The sequence below is a fragment of the Pseudomonas sp. m6p genome (assembly GCF_055760375.1).
This window is the reverse complement of sequence record NZ_CM147084.1, coordinates 6,143,379-6,163,996: the sequence shown is the minus strand read 5'-3', so window position 1 is coordinate 6,163,996 and position 20,618 is coordinate 6,143,379. Positions and strand designations below refer to the sequence as shown.

The 20,618-nt window shown below is 59.8% G+C and carries 19 protein-coding genes; 4 read left to right on the top strand and 15 right to left on the bottom strand.

Translation table 11 applies throughout. The annotated features are described in order from the left end of the window. The first annotated feature begins 1 nt into the window (after position 1). On the top strand, positions 2-1,198 hold the full coding sequence (locus ACYZUM_RS28140) for an AAA family ATPase (protein ID WP_108181354.1): 1,197 nt from the start codon (positions 2-4) through the stop codon (positions 1,196-1,198). A gap of 119 nt (positions 1,199-1,317) precedes the next feature. On the opposite strand, the gene ACYZUM_RS28135 is transcribed toward ACYZUM_RS28140, so the two are convergent. The 13 genes from ACYZUM_RS28135 to ACYZUM_RS28075 form a co-directional block, all read right to left on the bottom strand. Continuing rightward, entirely contained in the window at positions 1,318-2,190 is an 873-nt protein-coding gene (locus ACYZUM_RS28135) for a transporter substrate-binding domain-containing protein (protein WP_108181353.1), read from the bottom strand. After that, a complete protein-coding gene (locus ACYZUM_RS28130; protein ID WP_108181352.1) occupies positions 2,187-2,969 on the bottom strand; it encodes an amino acid ABC transporter ATP-binding protein in 783 nt (260 codons plus the stop codon). The genes ACYZUM_RS28135 and ACYZUM_RS28130 overlap by 4 nt, the downstream gene beginning before the upstream one ends. Continuing rightward, positions 2,966-3,625, bottom strand: coding sequence for an amino acid ABC transporter permease (locus tag ACYZUM_RS28125; RefSeq protein WP_108181351.1), 660 nt, complete (start codon positions 3,623-3,625; stop codon positions 2,966-2,968). The genes ACYZUM_RS28130 and ACYZUM_RS28125 overlap by 4 nt, the downstream gene beginning before the upstream one ends. Beyond that, on the bottom strand, positions 3,606-4,271 hold the full coding sequence (locus tag ACYZUM_RS28120) for an amino acid ABC transporter permease (protein ID WP_003220579.1): 666 nt from the start codon (positions 4,269-4,271) through the stop codon (positions 3,606-3,608). Before ACYZUM_RS28120 ends, ACYZUM_RS28125 begins: the two co-directional genes overlap by 20 nt. Positions 4,272-4,826: 555 nt before the next feature. After that, complete coding sequence (locus tag ACYZUM_RS28115) at positions 4,827-5,624, bottom strand: MetQ/NlpA family ABC transporter substrate-binding protein (RefSeq protein ID WP_027611172.1); 798 nt, start codon at positions 5,622-5,624, stop codon at positions 4,827-4,829. Between the two features lie 260 nt (positions 5,625-5,884). Continuing rightward, positions 5,885-6,805: a sigma 54-interacting transcriptional regulator gene (locus tag ACYZUM_RS28110; RefSeq protein ID WP_108181350.1), complete on the bottom strand. Its 921-nt coding sequence runs from the start codon at positions 6,803-6,805 to the stop codon at positions 5,885-5,887. Positions 6,806-6,864: 59 nt separating this feature from the next. Continuing rightward, positions 6,865-7,446, bottom strand: a complete 582-nt coding sequence (locus ACYZUM_RS28105; protein ID WP_108181349.1) for an alpha/beta hydrolase — start codon at positions 7,444-7,446, stop codon at positions 6,865-6,867. Positions 7,447-7,717: 271 nt separating this feature from the next. Next, positions 7,718-8,119, bottom strand: a complete 402-nt coding sequence (locus ACYZUM_RS28100) for an ExbD/TolR family protein (protein WP_003220570.1) — start codon at positions 8,117-8,119, stop codon at positions 7,718-7,720. 1 nt (position 8,120) lies between these two features. Beyond that, positions 8,121-8,846, bottom strand: coding sequence for a MotA/TolQ/ExbB proton channel family protein (locus tag ACYZUM_RS28095; RefSeq protein ID WP_041071117.1), 726 nt, complete (start codon positions 8,844-8,846; stop codon positions 8,121-8,123). Between the two features lie 44 nt (positions 8,847-8,890). Beyond that, on the bottom strand, positions 8,891-9,706 hold the full coding sequence (locus ACYZUM_RS28090) for an energy transducer TonB (protein ID WP_108181348.1): 816 nt from the start codon (positions 9,704-9,706) through the stop codon (positions 8,891-8,893). Positions 9,707-10,083: 377 nt separating this feature from the next. Then, positions 10,084-10,410 (bottom strand): hypothetical protein, encoded by a 327-nt coding sequence (locus tag ACYZUM_RS28085; RefSeq protein WP_003220553.1) that lies wholly within the window; start codon positions 10,408-10,410, stop codon positions 10,084-10,086. A gap of 181 nt (positions 10,411-10,591) precedes the next feature. Beyond that, complete coding sequence (locus tag ACYZUM_RS28080) at positions 10,592-11,935, bottom strand: aryl-sulfate sulfotransferase (RefSeq protein ID WP_108181347.1); 1,344 nt, start codon at positions 11,933-11,935, stop codon at positions 10,592-10,594. A gap of 23 nt (positions 11,936-11,958) precedes the next feature. Continuing rightward, the gene (locus ACYZUM_RS28075) at positions 11,959-14,319 is read right to left on the bottom strand and encodes a TonB-dependent receptor (protein ID WP_142580123.1); all 2,361 of its coding nucleotides are present in this window, start codon (positions 14,317-14,319) and stop codon (positions 11,959-11,961) included. Positions 14,320-14,484: 165 nt separating this feature from the next. On the opposite strand from ACYZUM_RS28075, the gene ACYZUM_RS28070 reads away from it, so the two are divergent. Further along, positions 14,485-15,429 carry a LysR family transcriptional regulator gene (locus tag ACYZUM_RS28070; protein ID WP_108181345.1) on the top strand — a complete coding sequence of 315 codons (945 nt, stop codon included), beginning with the start codon at positions 14,485-14,487 and terminating at the stop codon, positions 15,427-15,429. A 213-nt stretch (positions 15,430-15,642) separates the two neighbouring features. Beyond that, the gene (locus tag ACYZUM_RS28065; protein ID WP_108181344.1) at positions 15,643-17,259 is read left to right on the top strand and encodes an alkaline phosphatase family protein; all 1,617 of its coding nucleotides are present in this window, start codon (positions 15,643-15,645) and stop codon (positions 17,257-17,259) included. Between the two features lie 107 nt (positions 17,260-17,366). Here the strand turns inward: ACYZUM_RS28065 and ACYZUM_RS28060 are convergent, their stop codons facing one another. After that, positions 17,367-18,287: a TauD/TfdA dioxygenase family protein gene (locus ACYZUM_RS28060; RefSeq protein ID WP_108181343.1), complete on the bottom strand. Its 921-nt coding sequence runs from the start codon at positions 18,285-18,287 to the stop codon at positions 17,367-17,369. 181 nt (positions 18,288-18,468) lie between these two features. Here ACYZUM_RS28060 and ACYZUM_RS28055 point away from each other — a divergent pair, with 181 nt between their 5' ends. Next, entirely contained in the window at positions 18,469-19,389 is a 921-nt protein-coding gene (locus ACYZUM_RS28055; protein WP_041071095.1) for a LysR family transcriptional regulator, read from the top strand. Between the two features lie 77 nt (positions 19,390-19,466). Here ACYZUM_RS28055 and ACYZUM_RS28050 read toward each other — a convergent pair whose 3' ends face one another. Continuing rightward, complete coding sequence (locus ACYZUM_RS28050; protein ID WP_108181342.1) at positions 19,467-20,480, bottom strand: ABC transporter substrate-binding protein; 1,014 nt, start codon at positions 20,478-20,480, stop codon at positions 19,467-19,469. Positions 20,481-20,618: the final 138 nt, after the last annotated feature.

Here is a 20,618-nt window from a genome sequence, read left to right as displayed (position 1 = left end):
CATGCTCAAGACCCTCGCGGTGGCCAATTACCGCTCGATCAACAAACTGGTGATTCCGCTGGGCCGGCTGAATCTGATCACCGGCCCCAACGGCAGCGGCAAGTCCAATCTCTACCGCGCCTTGCGCCTGCTGGCGGAGACCGCTCAAGGTGGCGTGGTCAATGCACTGGCCCGCGAGGGCGGGCTGGACTCGACGTTCTGGGCCGGGCCGGAAACCATCAGCCGACGCATGCGCAGCGGCGAAGTGGCGGTCGAGCCGACCGTGCGTCAGGGCGTCAAACGGCTGCGCCTGGGGTTTGCCGGCGAGGATTTCAGCTACTCCATCAGCCTCGGCCTGCCCGACTCCAACGGCCACTTCATGTTGCCGGGAGACACTCAGCCCAGCCCCTCGCGTTTCAGCCTCGATCCGCAGATCAAGCGCGAATGCATCTGGGCCGGCCCGCTCTATCGTCCGGCCAGCCTGCTGGTGGATCGCAACGGCCCGATGATTCGCGCCCGCGAAGGGCGCAGCTGGGACGTGCTGGCGCAGCACACACCGAATTTCGACAGCCTGTTCGATCAGATCGGCAGCCTGCGCAGTTCGCCGGAGGTGTTCCAGATGCGCGAGTTCATCCGTCGCTGGCGCTTCTACGACCACTTTCGCAGCGACGCCGACGCCCCGGTGCGCCAACCGCAACTGGGTACGCGCACGCCGGTGCTGCACCACGACGGTCGCGATCTGGCAGCCGCGTTGCAGACCATCAATGAAATCGGCGACCCCGAGGCCTTGCAGGCGGCGATCAGCGATGCGTTTCCCGGCGCACGGCTGAACATCGCACCGCTGGCCGGCGGACGCTTTGCCATCGAGTTTTTCCAGGAGGGGTTGCTGCGACCCTTGTCGGCGGCGGAGCTGTCGGACGGGACGTTGCGTTATCTGTTGCTGATTGCCGCATTGCTGACGCCACGACCACCGTCATTGATGGTGCTCAACGAACCGGAAACCAGCCTGCACCCGGATCTTTTGCCGGCGCTGGCGCGCCTGATCATTCGCGCATCGGAACAGTGTCAGGTGTGGGTGGTGTCCCATGCGCGGCGGCTGATTTCAGCGTTGCAGGAAGATCCGGAGTGCAACTGCATCGTGCTGGAGAAAACCTTCGGCCAGACCGGAATTGTCGGGCAGCGGGTGCTGGATGAGCCGGCGTGGAACTGGCCGGATTGAGCCGCGCCTGAACCGGCGCTTTCGCGAGCAGGCTCGCTCCCACAGTTGGAATGCGTACCCTGTGGGAGCGAGCCTGCTCGCGAAGAGGACCTTCAGGTCAGCGCAGTTTTAACGGCCAATCAACCCTGCCACTTGCCACCCTCGACAATCACACTCTCAGGCCGGGTGTCATCGCTCAGCTCTTTGCGCACGTATTGGTCGTACAGCTTGAGCAGGTACTTCTCTTCACCCAGCTTCGCCAGTTCGCTGTTCACCCAGTCACGGAGCTCGACATTGCCCTTCTTCACCGCCGGGGCAATCGGTGCTTCGGCGCCGAGTTTTTCCTCCAGCACACGGTAGCCCGGGTTCTGTTTGGCCCAGCTGAACAGCACCAGATTGTCCTGCGCGTAGGCATCGCCACGGCCATTGGCCAGGGCTTGCAACGACTCGGAGTTTTTCTCGAACTTCAGCAGTTTCCAGTCCGGATGGTTCTTGGTCAGCCAGATATCGGCGGTAGTCCCGGTGGTCACGATGGTGGTGCGGGTGGCCAGGTCATCCAGGTTTTTCACCGCACTGCTTTGCGGCACCAATGCCTGCACCGCAACCTTGAGGTTCGGGTTGGTGAATTCCACCGCCTCCTTGCGCTCCGGAGTCACGGTCATGTTGGCGAGGATCAGGTCGACCTTGTCGCTCTGCAGGAACGGAATGCGGCTCGCCGGCTCCACGGCAACAAACTCGACTTTGTTCTCGTCACCGAGCAGATCCTTGGCGAAACGCCGACCGATGTCGGTGTCGAAACCGACGTAGCGCCCGGCCTCATCGACGAAACCGAACGGTGGCTTGTCGGTGAACACGCCGACGATCAGTTTGTCGCGGGCCTTGATCTTGTCCAGATAACCGGCTGGCGCGGCGCTTTCGCTGGCGACTTTCGGCTTGGCCGGTTCTTCGGTTTTACTGCAACCGGCAAGCAAGGCAAGGCTGAGCAGAGGCAGTAAAAAAGCGGCAGTTTTCATAGCGGTTCCAGTTCCTTTGTCGGATTCGTTTTTGGCAGTGTTGCAACGAAGGAGAACTTCTCCAGGAACTGCTGCGCGCGTGCGGTTTGCGGGTTCGTAAAGAAAATCTCGGGCGGGTTCTGTTCAAGGATGCGCCCGGCATCCATAAACACGATGCGGTCGGCCACCGCGCGGGCGAAGGCCATTTCGTGGGTGACGATCAGCAGGGTCATGCCCTCGCGGGCCAGGCCCTGAATCACTTGCAGCACTTCCTTGACCATCTCCGGATCAAGGGCGGCGGTGACTTCATCGAAGAGCATGACCCGTGGGTTCATGCACAACGAACGGACGATGGCGATGCGTTGCTGCTGGCCGCCGGAGAGCTGGCGCGGGAAGGCATCGCGCTTGTCCGCCAGGCCCACGCGTTCGAGCAGCGCTTCGGCTTGCTGCTGCGCTTCACGGCGCTGACGCTTTTGCACCTTGAGCGGGCCAAGCAATAAATTGTCGAGCACGCTCATGTGCGGAAACAGGTGATAACTCTGGAACACCATGCCGATCTGTTGGCGCACTTCGCGCCAGTCGGTGGCCTTGTCCAACAGTTCACGACCGACAAATTTCAAGCTGCCGCTGTGCGCTTCTTCCAGACCGTTGAGGCAACGCAGCAACGTACTTTTGCCACAACCGCTGGGGCCGAGAATGACGATCACTTCGCCGCTGCGCACGCGCAGGTCGATGCCCTTGAGCACCTGCTGCTCGCCATAGAATTTGTTGAAACCCTGAAACTCGATCAATGCGCTCATGCTTGCGTCCAGCGCCGCTCCAGCACGCGCGAGGCGGCCGACAGCGGGTAGCAGATGAAAAAGAAAAACAGAAACAGCGCGCCGTAGATCAGTACCGATTCGTAGGTGCGCTCGATGATCTGCTGGCCGACCTTGATCACATCGACCACGCCAATCAGCACCGCCAGCGAGCTGGTCTTGATGATTCGCGTGTAGACGTTGATGGTCGGTGGTGTCATGCGCTTCAGCGCTTGCGGCAGCAACACGTAGCCGTACAGTTGCGCAGCATTCAGGCCGATCGACAGTCCCGCTTCACGCTGCCCGCGCGGCAACGAATGCAGCGCGCCACGGGCCACTTCGCCGACCTCGCTGGCGCCCCACAGCGACAGCACCAGCACCGCGCACCAGAAGCTCGGCAGGCTCAGGCCGAAGAAAATCGGCAAGCCGAAAAACAGCAGGTACAGCCAGACCAGCACCGGAATCGCCCGGAACAGTTCCAGATAGATCCGCAGGATCGCGTTCAGCCACGCCACGTTGAGCGTGCGCAGTACGCCGTAGAGCACCCCGCCAATGGTGCTGATGGCGATGCTCAGGAACGAAATCGACAAGGTTTGCCCGGCGCCTTTTGCCAGTTGCGGCAACGACACCCAGAGCAGTTCAAGACCCGAACTGGCCATGCTGGAGCCTCCTTTCCAGACGGCTGAGCAACAGCGACAGCGGCAAGAACAACAGCACGCAGATCAGCGTCAGCACGGCGAGCATTTCGTAGGTTTTGTAGTAGAGCGCGATGTAGCTTTTGGTGGTGTAGAGGATTTCAGGCACGGCCACCGCCGAGACCACGGTGGTTTCCTTGAGCAGGAAAATGAAATTGGCGAACAGCGACGGCAGGCTGAGAATCCCCGCTTGCGGCAGGATTACGTAGCGCAGCAACTGGCCGTGGGACAGACCAATGGAGCGGCCCGATTCCAGTTGCGCCTGCGGCACCGCATCGACCCCGGCGCGCAGTACTTCGGTGAGGTAGGCACCGCCAAGGAAAGTCATGGTGATGATTGCCGCGGTGAATCCGGAAACCTTGATCCCCAGCGCCGGCAAGGCGAAGTAGACGAAGAACAGTTGAATCAGCAGCGGCGTGTTGCGCGCCAGCTCCACATACAGGCCGACGGCGCGTTGCAGGTAAGGCGTACGGAACACCAGAATCGTCGCGTTGAGCAGCGCCACCAGCAGCGACGTGCCGATGGCAATGAACCCGACTTGCAACGTCACGCCCACGGCCTTGAGAAAGGCCGGCAGGGTACTGAGGATAAAGGCGTAATCGAAAGTCATGAAGCATCCTGGACGTCGCTCGGTAAGCGACGGTCATGCAGTCCATGGACAGCGGGTAACTGTCCGGCAGGTGCTGACTTTATAGGTATAAAAACAAGAATTTAAATACTGTTAAAGCATATTGATATCACCCAAAAAACTACCCTGTGGGTTTGCCGGGAAGGAATAAGAAGGCTATTTTCCCTTGCGCTGTAGGAAGGATCTTTTTTGTGTGAAAGCCCTCCAAGGACGAACAGCTTTTGGCCAGACTGCCCCGGCCAAACCATTACAAGGAAGACAACATGGACGTAAAAGTGCCGCAGCGACTGGATCCGCAGGACATCGTGAAATTGCTCGTGGCGTTGCGCCGGGCGTTGAAAGCTCAGGTGGCCTGAGTTACCACACATCAAGATCAAAAGATCGCTTTCCCCTGTAGGAGCTGCCGCAGGCTGCGATCTTTTGATTCTGGCTTTAGATCCTGTGGCGATCCCATAAATCGAGCACACACAAAAACGCCGATGACCCTCACTGGCCATCGGCGTTTTCATACCTTGAAGGGGTGGTTCAAGCGGCGGATCAGAACGCCGGCAGTACCGCGCCGTTGTACTTCTTCTCGATGAACGCTTTGACTTCAGGGCTGGTCAGGGCAGCGGCCAGTTTCTTGATAGCATCGCTGTTCTTATTGTCCTCACGGGCGACCAGGAAGTTCACGTAAGGCGAGTCAGCGCCTTCGATCACCAGCGCATCCTTGGTCGGGTTCAGCTTGGCTTCCAGCGCGTAGTTGGTGTTGATCATGTCCAGATCAACTTCCTTCAGCACACGTGGCAGCAGCGCCGATTCCAGTTCCTTGAACTTGAAGTTGTGCGGGTTCTTGGCGATGTCCTTAGGGGTCGCCAAGGCGTTTTTCGGATCTTTCAGTTCGATCAGGCCCGCCTTCTGCAGCAGGATCAGGGCACGGCCGCTGTTGCTGCCTTCGTTCGGGATGGCGATGGTCGCGCCGTCAGGCAGATCAGCCAGTTTCTTGTACTTGCTCGAGTAGCCACCGAACGGTTCAACGTGCACGCCTTGCACGGTCACCAGGTACTTGGACTTGTCGTCCTTGTATTTGCCGGCATTGAAGCTGTCCAGGTAAGGCTTGGTCTGGAAGTAGTTGGCATCCAGACGCTTCTCGCCCACCTGCACGTTCGGCTGCACGTAGTCGGTGAAGACCTTGATTTCCAGATCCACGCCTTCTTTGGCCAGGGTCGGTTTGATCAGCTCGAGAATTTCCGCGTGCGGCACCGGAGTCGCCGCCACCACCAGTTTCTCGCCGGCCTGGGCCAGGGAAGCAGTCAGAGCAGCCGCCAATGCGGTAAACAACAGAACCTTTTTCATGCAGTGTCCTTATCGAGAATCACGGTCGCGAATGGCGACGGCTATTAATACGTGTGCCAGTGAAGTGCTATCTCTGGCGTGAAGCGGACAATACCGGGATTTTTTATTCCCGGACAATAACGTTTATTCACGTTGATATTCCATTTTGTTCATACACGCGAGATAGACATGCAGGCGCTGCCGCAGGCTGCGATCTTTTGATTTTCAATGGTTTAAAAGCGCTGAAAGCAAGATCAAAGGATCGCAGCCTGCGGCAGCTCCTACACGAGGCCTGCGTTGTTCAGTAACTGCTTTAGCGCCTGCTGATCGGCGGCGGTGCCATTTTCCAGGATTTGTTTGATCTGGCTTTCGATCTGCACCAGCGTCTGTGGCAGGTTCAGGTGCTCCGGGAGGATTTCATCGCCGGTGCTGACCAGCAGCGCGAAGTGAATGACGTTTTCCAGCTCGCGGGTGTTGCCCGGCCAGCTGTGGCGTTCCAGCAGGTGCTGCGCGGCTTCGCTGATCAACGGCACCGGCAGATCAAGGCGCTGGCTGTAGATGCCAAGAAAGTATTCGGCCAGCGACAGGATGTCGCCGATCCGCTCGCGCAGGGCCGGCAATTCCAGCTGACCTTCGCTGAGGTAGTGATAGAGCCGTTCGTGGAATTTTCCGGCGTCCACCGCTTGCGCCAGATCGATGCTGGTGGCTGCCACCAGCCGCACATCTACCGGACTTGGCTGATGGGCGCCGACGCGGGTGACTTCATGATTTTCCAGGGCGGCGAGCAGTTTGATCTGGATCGGTAGCGGCAAGTCGCCAATCTCGTCCAGATACAACGTGCCGCCGTTGGCCGAACCGAACCAGCCGGCACGACTGCTGGCCGAACCGGTGTAACTGCCGGCGGCATAGCCGAACAGTTCGGCATCGGCATAGGTCGGGCTGATCGCGCCGCAGTTGACCGAGACGAACAGACCGCTGCGATCACTGGCGCGGTGGATGTGGCGCGCGAGCAACTCTTTACCGGTGCCGGTCTCGCCACGGATCAATACCGAGATTGTCCGCGGTGCCAGGTGCTCCAGCTCTTCACGCAGTTGCCGCGAACGTGGATCAACGAAGACCAGCGCCTTGGCGCGGATGCTCAGGGGGCTTTTTTCCGCATCGGGAAAGGTCAGCAACGGCTGACCGAACGCTTCAAAACTCATGGCAGACTCCCGCCCACAACCGCCGGGAGACGGGGGCGATCAAAAAGAAAAAATACCACTCAAGCGCGACGCCGCGCGTGGTGTTCCAGGCGGTTTTGCAGGCGATAGAGGTAAGCGAAACCCTGCTCCCAGCGCTGGTGCCCGGACTTGACGTTGATGTGCCCGGCCCCGGCGAGAATCCCCGCCTCGGCGCCCCAATCGCGCGCCAGCTCCAGCGCACGTGGCGCGCTGACCGCGGCGTCGTTGTCGGAGGCGACGACCTGACTGGGGAAAGGCAGCAGGTCAGTCGGGATCGGTGCGAAGTTACGCAGCGCCGGTGCGCAAGTCGGGCGCTCGACATCCGCCGGTGCGACCAGCAACGCCCCGCGCACCTGCCGCAGGTATTGCACGGGAGCGGTAGCCGCCCAATGCGCAACGGTGACGCAACCCAGGCTGTGAGCAATCAGGATCACTGGCGTGCTGTCGGCGGCAATCGCTTCGGCCAGCGCCGCGACCCATTCTTCACGGCGCGGCGTCAGCCAGTCGGCCTGCTCCACCCTGGCGCTGTTGGGCAGGCTGTTCTGCCAATGAGTTTGCCAATGATCTTCTGGCGATCCTTGCCAGCCCGGCACAATCAGGTAACGGATTGATTCGTTGCGCATGGGGGAGCTCTCCTGCGTCGTGTCTGTTCCTGATCGAGTATAGGGACGGGATTTATATTCGTTAAGGAATAAGAAGCTATTTATTAAGACTCAAAAGAAATATCAATTGTTTTGTGCAGGAGCTGCCGAAGGCTGCGATCTTTTGCTCTTGTTCTTAAAATCAAAATCAAAAGATCGCAGCCTTCGGCAGCTCCTACAGGGGTAGTTTTTGCGAGATAAAAAAAGGGCCGCACCCTGCCAAGGAGACGGCCCCGGAAAAACGTAAATCCTGTTACCGCGCGGTGATCACCGACAATTTGGTAATCCCCGCTCGCTCGATCGAAGCCATGGCCCGCGCCACTTCGCCGTAGTTCACCCCGTCGTCGGCCTGCAGTTGCACGCGGACTTCCGGGTCTTTCGCCTTGGCCGACTTGAGGTTGAATTCCAGCAGGTCCGGCTGGATTTCATCCTTGTTGATAAACAGTTTGCCGGCACCGTCAATGCTCACCACCAGCGGGTCTTTCTGCTCGACCGGCGCCACGGCTTCGGTCTTCGGCAGGTTGATCGGGATCGCATTGGTCAGCAGCGGTGCGGTGACGATAAACACCACCAGCAGCACCAGCATCACATCCACCAGCGGCGTCACGTTGATCTCGCTCAGCACCTCGTCGCTGTCTTGCGTGGAGAAGGCCATATCAGGACGCCTCCTTCACTTTTGTCGCGTTGCCCGGTGCCGACACCTTGTTTGCAGTCGGGTGGATCAATACGCGGAACGCACTCTTCTGCGCCAGGCTGTAGAAGTCGTGGGCGAAGTCATCCAGATCCGCCGCCGTCAGTTTCAGACGCCGCAAAAAGTAGTTGTAAACCAGCACCGCCGGCACCGCGACCGCGATCCCCACACCGGTGGCAACCAGTGCCGCACCGATCGGACCGGCGACTGTTTCCAGGCTCGCCGAGCCTGCCGCGCTGATGCCTTTGAGCGCTTCCATGATTCCCCACACCGTGCCGAACAGACCAATAAACGGCGAGGTGCTGCCAATACTCGCGACCACCGCCAGACCGGTTTCCAGCGAACGCCGTTCGCGCACGATCTGCTGGCGCAAGGCACGTTCGAGGCGATCCTGATGGTTGATCGCCTGGCTCAGGTCATTGGCCTGCGGCGCCTCACCCACCTGAATCGCCGCGTAACCGGCCTGTGCCACCCGGGCCGCAGCGCCGGGTTGGGTTTCGCTCAACTCAGCGGCGGAGTCGAGACTCGACGCCGCCCAGAAGCGTTTATGAAACTTGCGATCCTGCGCCTTCAGACGACCGAACTGCACAGCCTTGAGCAGCGCCAGTCCCCAGGTGGCAACGGAAAAAACCACCAGCAGCCAGATCACCGCACTTTCGATGGATTCCAGTGGAGAGGCCAGTAACGTCATGATGTGTTCCCTCGTGTAAACATTTAGCGCGAATAGGTTTCGGTTTAATGAATCTTGAAATCGATGGGCACGCTGACCCAGCCGTCCTGGGCGACATCACCCTGTTTGGCCGGCACGAAGCTCCACTGTTTGACGGCGTTGAGCGCTGCGTCGTCGAGCTGCTGCCGGCCACTGCTTTTCTGAATCTGGATCTCGCCCGGCTTGCCGTTGGCCAACACGTGCACCCGTAGCAATACCGTGCCTTCCCAGCCGCGACGCTGGGCCAGCGATGGATACTCCGGCGCCGGGTTCTTCAAATACGCGGCATTGGCCGAAGCCGGTGTCACGGGCGCCGGAGCCGGTGGTGCAGGTGGCGCTGGCGCAGCGATCGGGGCGGTCGATTGCGGCGGCGCCGGTGGTTGCTCCACGGCTTTGGATGCTGGCTTCGGCACCGGTTTAACCACCGGTTTCGGCTTGGGTTTGGGGATCGGTTTGGGCGGTGGCGGCTTCACCGCCAACTCGTCTTCAACCGGTGGCGGAGGTTCGACCACCGGCGCGGGCGGCGGCGGTTCAACCACGGGCGGCGCGGGTGGTGCCGGCCGCGAAAACTCGATGGTCATCGGCGGAATTTCCGGCGGCACGATCGGCAACGCCGGTGTCGGATGCTGATTGATCCAGTAGATCACCGCACCATGCACCAGCAGCGCCAGCACGCTGAGCAGGATCGCTTCACGACGGCTCAGAATGCCCTTGGGCGCGCGTTGCAAACGCAACTGCCCCAACGGCACACGATGGGGCCGGCCGAGATCGACCAATTCGCCACTCGGTGCCTGGCGCCACAGCACCTCTTGTGCACTGGCGGCGGTCTGGACATTGCCCATTGATTCACTCCCTGCGGTCTTTTTTGCGTTTTCTACACAACAGCCGATCCGCCGTTTGTTGAATCCCCCACGGCGAGTCGATGGGTGAATCATTGGGTTTGTCGCTTATCTCCGAAAGTAATCTTTAATGTTATGCATAGGCCTTTCTGGAATATATGAGTTGATCAATTCCGCCAAAGCCGCGCGCCACAAGGGCTGCAGCGTTACGCTGCAAAACGCATGCTTTTCAGGCATTGAAAGTATTCATGCAACGCATCAAATTCGCCTGACCCGGTTTCAAGGGACAACTAATACAAAGTCGATAGTTGCCAATAAAACTCCGCCAACAAAAAGGCCGGAGCACTTTCGCGCCCCGGCCTGTTTAATTGACCGAACAACTATTGCTTGATGAACTCTCCTGCCAGCCCCACAACATCACCATCAAAGTTAGTACGCGAACCCACCGCACGAACTTTCGAATAGTTGTGGTCCGGCGAGAACAGCGTCCAGGACTGATAGCCAGTGCCATCATTCAGCGCCGCGAACGTGATGATCGTCGGCTGCCCGGTACTGTTCTGGAAATGGTAATGCCCGTAGGCGATGTCGTAGTTCACGCCGTTCTGGCTGAACTTGCCGCTGAAGGTGCCGTTGGAATCGTTACCATCGGTGATCGTCAGTTTGGCGCCAGCGTTAGCGTTTACATAATTGCCATTAATGCTCGACATAACGTGATTTCCTTTATCGTTGGATAAGTGTCTTCCGATGAGAGCAAGTTTCCTCCTGGAAACTCACGACACACAGGATGGTTGTCCATTGACTTATTGTCCACGGCACTTATCAACGATATTGCTATAGGCACTATTCATGTCGTTCATAACTTATTTCGAATCGGAAGAACCTTAATAACTAACGGCTGACTTGGGTTTGTTGCACACCGATGGCCGGCACCAGAACTGCCGTCTCCGAACGCGGCGTTCCCGCCGGCACCCAGTCATAACTCACAGGCAACGCGCGATAGACCCAGTTACTGATTGCATCACTGCCCGGCGCCTTGCCCAGATACGGGCTGACATATTCCCAGACGTTTTCACCGCTGGCCGTGACCTGGAAAAACCGCCCGTTCATGCCTTCGTCGATCAGCGTATTGCCGTTGGGCAAGCGTCGCGCGCTGCTGATGAATGAACTGTAGAAGGCCCAACCCGGCTGCTTCGAATTCGCTGCGCTGTATTGCCAGACGATTTGATTTTTCTGCGGGTCGATTTCCAGCACCCGCGAACCGGAAATCAGCCCGAGGGTGACGTTTGGATAGCCCGCCGAACCCTGGTTATCGAACACCAGCAGATTGCCCGCACCGGGGAGCCCGGCGGGGATGAGGTGCGCGTCGTGCTGACCGACAAACTGATCCACCGGGCGCGGTAATTTCTGCGCGGTTTTCGGGCTGATCAGCGGCAGGTTCGGGCCGAGGCGCCATACCACTTTGCCGCTGTGTTTGTCGATGATCGCGATGAAGTTGGCGTTGCGCGAATCGAGCAACAGGTTGTCCGGATTGAAGCGCTTGTCGCCGGCATCGAACCACTTGTTCGGCCCGACCACGCTGAGGTTGTTGATGTGCAAGTAATCCGGATTATCGCTGGCGCGCACCAGTTTCAATTGCTCCGGGGTGAAGCCGAATTCGTTCAGGTGCTCCGAGGCCAGCCACTGCCATTTCACCGCACCGTCAGGACTGACTTCATAGATCGCATCGTCGATCACCTCAGGCACTTTGAAGCCTTTGACCTTATGCACCTTGTTCGCCAGCACCACCGTGTTGCCGTTGCTCAACCGGCGCTGATCGTGGTGCTGCTGTGCTGCGCCGCCAGGGGCCTTGTCGCCCCACTGCCAAACGACTTTGCCGCTCCAGTCCAGTTCGCCGACGCTCTGATTGCCCAGACCGTTACCGGCGGAGCCGAGCTTGCCCGGATCCTTGTCACTCAGTTGCAACAGCACATGCCCGCGCGCGCCGCCGACCAATTGCGGGTCGATGATCGCCGACGGGAAACCCGCCTGTGGCCAGGTTTTCACCTCGTTGCCGTTCATGTCGATCAAATGGGTCTGCTTGTCGGCGCCACTGAAGATCACGTACTGGTTGAATGCTTTGTTCGGGTCATAGCGGGTGACGCCGGTCGGGTACACGCTGGGGGCGGCGAACACCCCGGTGCTTGAGACTGCGCCGGATAACAACAGGGCTAAAGCGGTTTTGCCTGGCAACATGATGCAGCTCCTTGAATGACGGATCAGAAGTCGTAGCGACCGGTAACGCCGAGGGTGCGCGGCGTACCGAGCAGGCCTTCATAACCGCCGTTGCCGCTGGTCCACAGGGTCGTGTAGTAGGTCTTGTCGAAGGCGTTTTTCAGCCACAGCGAAACGTCCCACTGGCCCTGATTGAAATCGCCGCGCAGACCGGTGGACAGGTTGACCACGGCGTAGCTCGGGATCTGCCCGTAATCGGAATCCTCGACCGTGCCCACCGCTTTGGAGCGGAATGCGTAGCTGCCGGTGACGTAGGGTTGCAGACCGTTGGCCAGATTCCATTCGTATTTGCCGTTGGCGTTGCCGATCCATTTCGACGCGCCGACCACCTGGTGGCCGCTGAGGTCGCAGGACGCCGGTGCGCCCGGTGCCTGGCTGACTTCCGGCGGGCACGGTGCATCTTTGTACGAAAGGTAGCTGACGTCGTTGTACGAGCCGTTGAAGTTCAGGGTCAGGCCGCGCAACGGGATCACCGTGCTCTCGAATTCGACGCCGCGCGAGCGCACAGAACCGGCGTTGGTCAGGTATTGCACGCGGTTGACGTCATCGTAGGCGTTGGTCTGGTAGGCGTTGACTTGGGTCCAGAACAGGTTGGCGTTGAGCTGCAAACGCCGGTCCCACAGCGTGCTTTTGAAGCCGAGTTCGGCGTTGTTGGCGCGTTCGGTGCCAATCAGCAACGAGTCGGCGCCGGCGGTTGGCGCCGAACCCACCGCGAGGTTCACGCCACCGGATTTTTCCCCGTGGGACAGCGTGGCGTAACCGAGCAGGTCATCGGTGATGCCATAGCTGAGGTTGAGCAGTCCGGACGGGCTGGAGCTGTACTGATTCAGATCGCCGGAGTCGTAGGCACCCGTGCGTCCGCGTCGTGCGGTGGCCGCTGCGCCGCTGACCGTGGCACCACCAACCGGCGCATTGCGGGTGACCCAGGCGTTCTTCTCTTCATAGGTGCCACGCACGCCGGCAGTGAAGTCCAGGCGTTCGGAGAGGTGCCAGGTGCCTTGGGCGAACAGGGCGAAGCTGTCGGTCTTGATGTGGCCGTTGCCGACGCTGCCGACGTTGGCCAGCGCGCCGCGGGGCGTGCCGTTCCAGATGTCGGCCTGCGGGCCGTAATAGGCAAAGGATTTGTTGTCCAGATCCGAGCCGAAGTAGTACGCGCCCACCACGTAGTCGAAGAACTCGCCCTTGGGCGAGGCGAGGCGAAATTCCTGCGAGTACTGTTTATCTTCGACAGAAACCCCGGCGTTGTAAGTCGCGGCGACGTTGAGACCGTCGTCGTTGGCCGGGGTGAAATTCCAGAAGCGATACGAGCTGATAGAGGTCAGGGTGAAATCGCTCGGCAGCGTCCAGTTGGCCTCCACCGACGTGCCGCCCTGATGCACGGTAACGTGCTGATCGTTGTCCAGATTGACCTTGCGGTGCGAACCGTTGACCAGCGTCGCGCCGGCGGCATTGGCCCGCGACTGGTAGAGGTTGACGCCGTTGATGGTCGGCCCGGTGTTGTACAGCACGCGGGGGCCGGCGCTGGAATCCTCTTCGTTGTAGTCGCCGATCCAGCGCAGGTTGAAGTCTTCGTTGGGCTTGAACAGCAACTGCGCGCGGAAGCCATCGCGCGAGCCACCGTTCAGGTCATGACCGTTGTATTCGTTCTTGATGTCACCGTCGCTGCGGGTGCGATAGGCCGAAAAACGTCCGGCCAGCTCATCGTTGAGCGGCCCGGAAATGGTGCCCTTGGTCTGGAAATACCCGTCCTCGCCAACCGAGGTTTCGATGCTGCGTTCCGGGGTAAAGGTCGGCGCGCGGGTACTGATGTTGATCACCCCGGCGGTGGTGTTCTTGCCGAACAGCGTGCCCTGCGGCCCGCGCAGGACTTCGAGCTGTTCGATGTCCATCAGGTCGAACACCGCCATCCCCGGACGGCCCAGATACACGTTGTCGATGTACAGACCGACACTGCCTTCCAGACCGTCGCTGGCCGGGTTGTTGCCCAGGCCACGAATCGACACGCTGGACTGGCGCGCGTGCATGTAGGCGACGTTGACGCTCGGCACCAGTTGCTGCAAATCCTGAATCCGGTAGACCCGCTGCGTCTCCAGCGTCTGACCGCTGACCACGCTCATCGGCGTCGGCACGTCTTGCGAACTTTCTTCGCGACGGCGGGTGGTGACGGTCACGGTTTCCAGCTGCGAGCTGTTGGCCGCGGGCTTGCCGGCGGGAGCCGGCGGCGGTATTTCGGCGTCGGCGGCGTAACCCTGAGTCCAGCCGGCACTCCCCGCCAGCAACAGGGCCAGAGGCAGGCGTTTGAGCCGTCGTGGCGTTAGGGGTGACGCAAGGTTCAACGGACTCATGGCGCGGCTCCTGGTCAAAAAACACACAGACATCTTCAGTGCTGCATATTCTTTTCAGTTATTTATTTATGGATTTACAAATATTTACTGCATAAGAGATTGCCTTTATAAGGAGTCGACCTAATGCATATCCAATGCATTTCCCGGATATTTTTTATGTGAAAAATGCATATCGACTTGCGCCAACTTCGTCACTTCATCGCCCTCGCCGAACAACGCAGTTTCGTCGCCGGCGCGCGGGCGGTGAACCTGTCGCAGTCGGCGTTCAGCCGCAGCATTCAGGCGCTGGAGCACAGCGTCGGCTGTCAGTTGGTCGATCGCGGGCGCAAGGAGTTACCGCCGACCAAGCAGGGTCAGGTACTGCTCGAACATGCGCGGCGAATGGTCAGCGGCGCGCAGCAGATGGCCAACGAGATCAGTCAGTTCAATGGGCTGGAGGCGGGCGAATTGCGCTTCGGTTGCGGCCCGGCGCCGGCAGCCGGATTGATCCCGCGCGCGATCGGCGCGTTCATCGGGCGCTACCCGAAAGCGCGAGTGCAATTTCAGGTCGATGACTGGCAGAGCCTGAGCAAACGCCTGCTCAGCGAAGAGTTCGAGTTCTTCGTCGCCGACACTCGCCACTTCGAAGCCGATCCGGATTACCTGACGTACCGTTTGCGGCCGCGCAAATGGCATTTCTGCTGCCGCGCCGGGCATCCATTAGCGGCATTCGAACGGGTCTCGGCCGAGCAACTGATGAGTTATCCACTGGCCGTAAGCATCCGCCCGCCGAACTTGCGCAAGGTCATCGTCGACCTCAGCGGTCGCCCGGATTTCACCCCCAATGTCGAATGCGAAAACAGTTCCAGCCTGCTCAGCGTGGTGCTGCGTTCGGATGCCATCGGGATCGTTGGCGCGTATTCCGATGCGTTGCATCAGGCCAAGGGTGAGCTGGTGTGTTTGCGGATCGACGGCCTGGCGGATGATCTGGAGGAACTGTATACGCGCTACGGGATTGTCAGTCGTGCGGGGTATCGGTTGTCGCCGTTGGCCGAGGCGATGATTGAGCAGATCAAGGCGATTGATGCGGTGGATGAGGAGGTTTGTTCACTCGAAAATTTAGCTGTCTGAGCTACCGCTATCGCTGGCAAGCCAGCTCCCACAAGTTCCGGGTGTTCACATCATTTTGGCTTGGCGCAAATCCTGTGGGAGCTGGCTTGCCAGCGATGGTGCCGAAACAGTCACCGATGCATCCACTGCATAAAACCCATTCCCCAAATGCACTTGCCGAACACCCCCGCCGAAAGCGACAACCCTCGCCTGTCTTTCTGACCGGTGAACCCCATGTCCAACCCGCAAAACTCCGTGCGCAACGTGCTGTACATCATGTGCGATCAACTGCGCCGCGATTACCTGTCCTGTTACGGTCATCCGCATCTGCACACGCCGAACATCGATCGCCTGGCCGCCGCTGGCGTGCGCTTCAGCCGTGCCTACACCCAGGGCACGATCTGCGGCCCATCGCGGATGTCGGCCTACACCGGGCGCTACGTCAGCAGCCATCAGGTCGCGTGGAACGCCGTGCCGTTGCCGCTGGAAGAACTGACCATCGGCGATTACCTGCGCCCCCACGGCATTCGCACTGCGCTGGTCGGCAAGACGCACGCCACGGCCAATGTCGATGCCCTGCAGCGTCTGGCGATCAACCCGGACAGCGCACAGGCCGAGGTGCTCAACGAAGTCGGTTTCGAGCCGTACTTTCGCCACGACGGGATCTTCCCCGACGACCCTTTGTTCGCCGACAAACGCGAATCCGCGCCCTACACCCATTACCTGCGCGAGCAAGGCTTCGACGGGCACAACCCCTGGCACGACTGGGCCAACGCTGCTGAAGGCGAGAACGGCGAAATCCTCAGCGGCTGGCACATGCGTCATGCGCATTTGCCAGCGCGAATTCCCGAGCAGTTCTCAGAGACTGTCTACACTACAAATCGAGCCATCGACTTCATCACCGAGCAAGGTGAGAAATCCTGGTGTTTACACCTCTCCTACATCAAACCGCACTGGCCCTATATCGTACCTGCGCCATACCACGCCTTGTACAGTACGAAATCGATTCTCGAAGCGGTCCGCGCGACGCCCTCCGAAGCCAGCAAACACCCCGCATACACGGCGTTTCGCCAGCATGAGGAAAGTGTCAACTTCTCCCGTGATTCAGTACGATTGAATGTAATCCCGACCTACATGGGCCTGATCAAGCAAGTGGATGATCAGCTCGGTCGGCTGTTCGATTATCTGCAGAGCAACGGACGTTGGGATGACACGTTGATCGTGTTCACCAGCGATCACGGCGACTTTTTGGGTGACCATTGGCTGGGCGAGAAGGAGTTTTTGCTCGAGCAAGCGGTGGGCGTGCCGTTGATCGTGCGCGACCCGCGTGCGGCGGCGGACATCACTCGGGGCACGGTGGATGAGCGGCTGGCGGAAACAATCGATGCATTGCCGACGTTTCTCCAGGCTCTGGGATTGCCGGGCGCCGAGCATCGGCTGGAAGGCCGCTCGCTGATCCCGCTGTTGCACGGCGAAAATCCCGAGTGGCGCCGCTACGCCATCAGCGAATACGACTACGCCTTTCAAGCTCCGGCACGCGAGCGACTTGGCCAACCGATCGACCGTTGCCGCATGACCATGGTGCGCAGCGAGCGCTGGAAATACCTGGCGTACGACGGCTTCCGGCCGCAGCTGTTTGACCTGCTGAATGATCCGCAGGAGTTGCGCGATTTGGGTGACGACCCGGCGTACTCGGCGGTGCGCGAGGAGCATGCGGGGTACCTGTTTGAATGGGTGCGCGGGTTGAAGCGGCGGACCACGATCAGTCATCAGGAGATCGATCTGCGCGGGCAGCGGTTTCGCTATGGCGAGCCGGAGAGCGAGAAGGTGGTGCAAATCGGTGTGTGGTAGTTAAAAGCATCGCTGGCAAGCCAGCTCCCAAAGGTTTTGCGTTGTTCACATCCTTTGTGTCCGACACCAATCTCTGTGGGAGCTGGCTTGCCAGCGATGGAGCCTTATCAAACGCCGACGATATCCGCGCCTTTAATGGTCTGACTACGTTGCCCCGAAGCCCCAACCGGCACTTCACCCTTGAGCGTCACTCGCCGCACGATGCGATCCTGAGTGCCGTAATCATCAATCGCATAATGCTGCGTCGACCGGTTGTCCCAGATCGCCACATCGCCCGCTTTCCAGCGCCAGCGCACGGTGTTTTCCTGACGAATCACATGGCTCTGCAACAAGCCGAACAGGTGCGCCGAATCGGCTTGCGAATAACCCTTGATGCGTTTGACGAAGTGCCCCAGCAACAAGCTCTTCTCGCCGCTGATCGGATGCACACGCACCACCGGGTGCTCGGTCTCGTAGACCGTCGAGGTAAAGATCTTGCGATAGCGCTCGAGCTTCTCCGGCGACACGTCTGGCTTGGCCCCGGCGTAGTCGTATTCGTTGCTGTGCACGGCGACCAGTTTGTCCGCCAGCTCGCGCAGCTCGGTCGGCAGTTCGTTGTAGGCGGTCGCGGTGTTAGCCCACAAGGTGTCGCCACCGAAGGCCGGGGCCACCACCGAGCGCAGGATCGAGGCTTTCGGGTAGGCGTCGACGAAGGTCACGTCGGTGTGCCAGGAGTTGGCGCGCTGGCCCTCGGCGCCGTCCAGCTCCAGCAGATAACGCGTGCCCTCGCGCACCGGTACAGTCGGATGCGCCACGGGCTCGCCGAGCAGATGGGCGAAGGCTTCCTGGCGCTGATCGTCGAGTTGAGTCTGCTCGCGGAAGAACACCACCTTGTACTGGATCAGCGCCTGCTGAATGGCTTCGACCGTGGCGGCATCCAGCTCACCGGACAAGTGCACGCCACGAATCTCGGCGCCGATACGGCCGGCCACCGGATGGATTTCCAGCGCGTGGACAGCGGGTTTTACAGCGAGTGCGGCATTGCTCATGGGTAGACCCTCATCGACTGCTTGCGGTTGGGCGACAGCGAAACATGGCTCTATCTATATTCCATTTGCATCTAATAGATATTCACATGCTTCGTTGACGGAATAAGAGCTTGCATTTAAAACCTCAAGCAACCCTCGTCGCAAATGCCTTCGAGCTATTTTTAGGATGCCAGGAAAGCATATGGATCTTCGCCAGTTGCGCTACTTCATCGCCCTCAACGAACACCGCAGTTTTGTCCGTGCGGCGGACGCGATGGGCATCACTCAACCGGCGTTCAGCCGCAGCATTCAAGGGCTGGAGCAAGAATTCGGCTGCGTGCTGGTGGATCGCGGCAACAAGGATCTGCGCCCCACCCCCGAAGGCCAGGTGGTGCTGCAACACGCCCTGACCCTGGTGCAGGGCGCGGCGTTGCTCAGCGCCGAAGTGACGCAAATGACCAAGCTTGATGCCGGGGAGCTGCACTTTGGTTGCGGCCCGGCGCCAGCGGTGAAACTGGTCCCGGATGCGGTGGCGCAATTCATCAACGCGCACCCGAAAGTACGCACCTGTTTTCAGGTGGATAACTGGGAAAAGCTCAGCCGCGCGCTGAGCCGCGAAGAGATCGAATTCTTCATCGCCGACATCCGCCATTTCGAGGCCGATCCAAACTTCCAGACCCAGGCCCTGACGCCCAAGCGCGGGGTGTTTTTCTGCCGGCCCGGGCACCCGCTGCTGGCCAAGGAAAGCCTGTCGACCAACGACATGTTCGACTACCCGCTGGCGACCACGCTGATCCCGCCAGGGATTCGCAAACTGCTGGCGAACCTCAGCGGCCGGATCGATTTTTCGCCGACCATCGAGACCGAGCATTTCCCGGCGCTGGTGAAAGTGGTGCTGCAATCCAATGCGATTGGCGTGGGCACGGAAGAGGCGTTCGTCGAAGACATTGCCCAAGGTTCACTGGCGCTGCTGCACTGGCGCAACCTGCCGCAGAATCTGGAGAGCATGAATGCGCGCTGCGGGATTGTCAGTCGTACCGGGTTTCGCCTGTCGCCCGCAGCAAGAGCGATGATCGAGACGTTGGTGGCGGTGGATAAGCAGGAAGTCAGCGTCGCGGTTTGAAGATCAAAGGATCGCAGCCTCTCTTACAGAGAACGCATTCCCCTGTAGGAGCTGCCGAAGGCTGCGATCTTGTGATTTTAAAGCTTGGCCGCAGCCAACTCAGGCACCACCCAATCGCTGACCTTGAACGGTTTGCGGATCAGTTTCTGCTGCGCCGCCAGATCCACCGAGTCCTGCAATTTGCCGAGGAACACCGGGTCCAGCGTCGACGGGAACACTTCGCTGAGTTTCTGATCCTGCAGGTCCTGGGTCAGGATCAGCGGTGGATAACTCGCCAGCCCCGACACCAGTTGCACGTAGGCAGCCTTGTTATTGTCCTGAGTCAGCCAATCCACGGCTTGTTGCTGCGCCTTGAGCAGCTTTGCCACGACCTCCGGGTGCCCGTCGACAAACTTGCCGGTGCCCACCAGCACTGACTGTACACTGCCGGCCCCGCCCAGATCCTTGGTGTTCAGCGGCAATTCCGCCAGCCCCTTGGCGTGCAGGGCCGTCAGCCCGGAACTGCCCCACGATGCGTCGATCTGTTTAGCCGCCAATGCCGCGACCGCTGCATTGAAGTCGAGGTTGATCACCTTCAGATCCTTTTCGCTCAGGCCCTGACTGGCCAGCGCCGCATCAAACGACAACTGCGTGGCGGTGCCACGGAAGATCGCCACGCGCTTGCCCTTGAGATCCTGCAAAGTCTTGATCCCCGAACCCGGCACCACGCCCAGATATTGCTTCACCCCGCGCGCACTGGCGCTGAGCAAACGTGTGTCGAGGCCGTTGGACTTGCCGATGATTGCCGCCAGGTCGCCCAGATACGCCAGATCGACCTGACCGTTGGCAAACGCCTCATTGATCACCGGCCCGGCGCCCTTGAAGAAGCTCCATTGAATCTTGATGCCCTGATCGGCGAAGGCTTTTTCGAAGATCTGCCGATCACGCAGCACATCCACCACACCGCCGCCGCTGTGCTGGGTGCCGGCGCTCAGGTCAGGCACAGCGATCCTGATTTCCTTGAGCTCGTTGGCCTGCGCGGTAAACGCCAGCAGGCCCGCCAGTGCCGGAATGGCAAACAGACTGAAAACTCGTTTGAAGGGAAGGTTCATGGATGTAGCTCCTTGATCACGACGGGCGTTGAGGAGCCGAAAGTAGGCCGAAGCGTGACCTTCGCTTAAATACTATAAATGCACATTTTTATAGCCATTAACGCTAAGCAAGCAACAGCGCGGGCTGCAGCGGTGTAT

Excerpts from the sequence above, each read along its gene's own strand:
- ACYZUM_RS28140 (WP_108181354.1), top strand. The coding sequence starts at position 2 with ATGCTCAAGACCCTCGCGGTGGCCAATTACCGCTCGATCAACAAACTG.
- ACYZUM_RS28135 (WP_108181353.1), bottom strand. The coding sequence starts at position 2,190 with ATGAAAACTGCCGCTTTTTTACTGCCTCTGCTCAGCCTTGCCTTGCTT.
- ACYZUM_RS28130 (WP_108181352.1), bottom strand. The coding sequence starts at position 2,969 with ATGAGCGCATTGATCGAGTTTCAGGGTTTCAACAAATTCTATGGCGAG.
- ACYZUM_RS28125 (WP_108181351.1), bottom strand. The coding sequence starts at position 3,625 with ATGGCCAGTTCGGGTCTTGAACTGCTCTGGGTGTCGTTGCCGCAACTG.
- ACYZUM_RS28120 (WP_003220579.1), bottom strand. The coding sequence starts at position 4,271 with ATGACTTTCGATTACGCCTTTATCCTCAGTACCCTGCCGGCCTTTCTC.
- ACYZUM_RS28115 (WP_027611172.1), bottom strand. The coding sequence starts at position 5,624 with ATGAAAAAGGTTCTGTTGTTTACCGCATTGGCGGCTGCTCTGACTGCT.
- ACYZUM_RS28110 (WP_108181350.1), bottom strand. The coding sequence starts at position 6,805 with ATGAGTTTTGAAGCGTTCGGTCAGCCGTTGCTGACCTTTCCCGATGCG.
- ACYZUM_RS28105 (WP_108181349.1), bottom strand. The coding sequence starts at position 7,446 with ATGCGCAACGAATCAATCCGTTACCTGATTGTGCCGGGCTGGCAAGGA.
- ACYZUM_RS28100 (WP_003220570.1), bottom strand. The coding sequence starts at position 8,119 with ATGGCCTTCTCCACGCAAGACAGCGACGAGGTGCTGAGCGAGATCAAC.
- ACYZUM_RS28095 (WP_041071117.1), bottom strand. The coding sequence starts at position 8,846 with ATGACGTTACTGGCCTCTCCACTGGAATCCATCGAAAGTGCGGTGATC.
- ACYZUM_RS28090 (WP_108181348.1), bottom strand. The coding sequence starts at position 9,706 with ATGGGCAATGTCCAGACCGCCGCCAGTGCACAAGAGGTGCTGTGGCGC.
- ACYZUM_RS28085 (WP_003220553.1), bottom strand. The coding sequence starts at position 10,410 with ATGTCGAGCATTAATGGCAATTATGTAAACGCTAACGCTGGCGCCAAA.
- ACYZUM_RS28080 (WP_108181347.1), bottom strand. The coding sequence starts at position 11,935 with ATGTTGCCAGGCAAAACCGCTTTAGCCCTGTTGTTATCCGGCGCAGTC.
- ACYZUM_RS28075 (WP_142580123.1), bottom strand. The coding sequence starts at position 14,319 with ATGAGTCCGTTGAACCTTGCGTCACCCCTAACGCCACGACGGCTCAAA.
- ACYZUM_RS28070 (WP_108181345.1), top strand. The coding sequence starts at position 14,485 with ATGCATATCGACTTGCGCCAACTTCGTCACTTCATCGCCCTCGCCGAA.
- ACYZUM_RS28065 (WP_108181344.1), top strand. The coding sequence starts at position 15,643 with ATGTCCAACCCGCAAAACTCCGTGCGCAACGTGCTGTACATCATGTGC.
- ACYZUM_RS28060 (WP_108181343.1), bottom strand. The coding sequence starts at position 18,287 with ATGAGCAATGCCGCACTCGCTGTAAAACCCGCTGTCCACGCGCTGGAA.
- ACYZUM_RS28055 (WP_041071095.1), top strand. The coding sequence starts at position 18,469 with ATGGATCTTCGCCAGTTGCGCTACTTCATCGCCCTCAACGAACACCGC.
- ACYZUM_RS28050 (WP_108181342.1), bottom strand. The coding sequence starts at position 20,480 with ATGAACCTTCCCTTCAAACGAGTTTTCAGTCTGTTTGCCATTCCGGCA.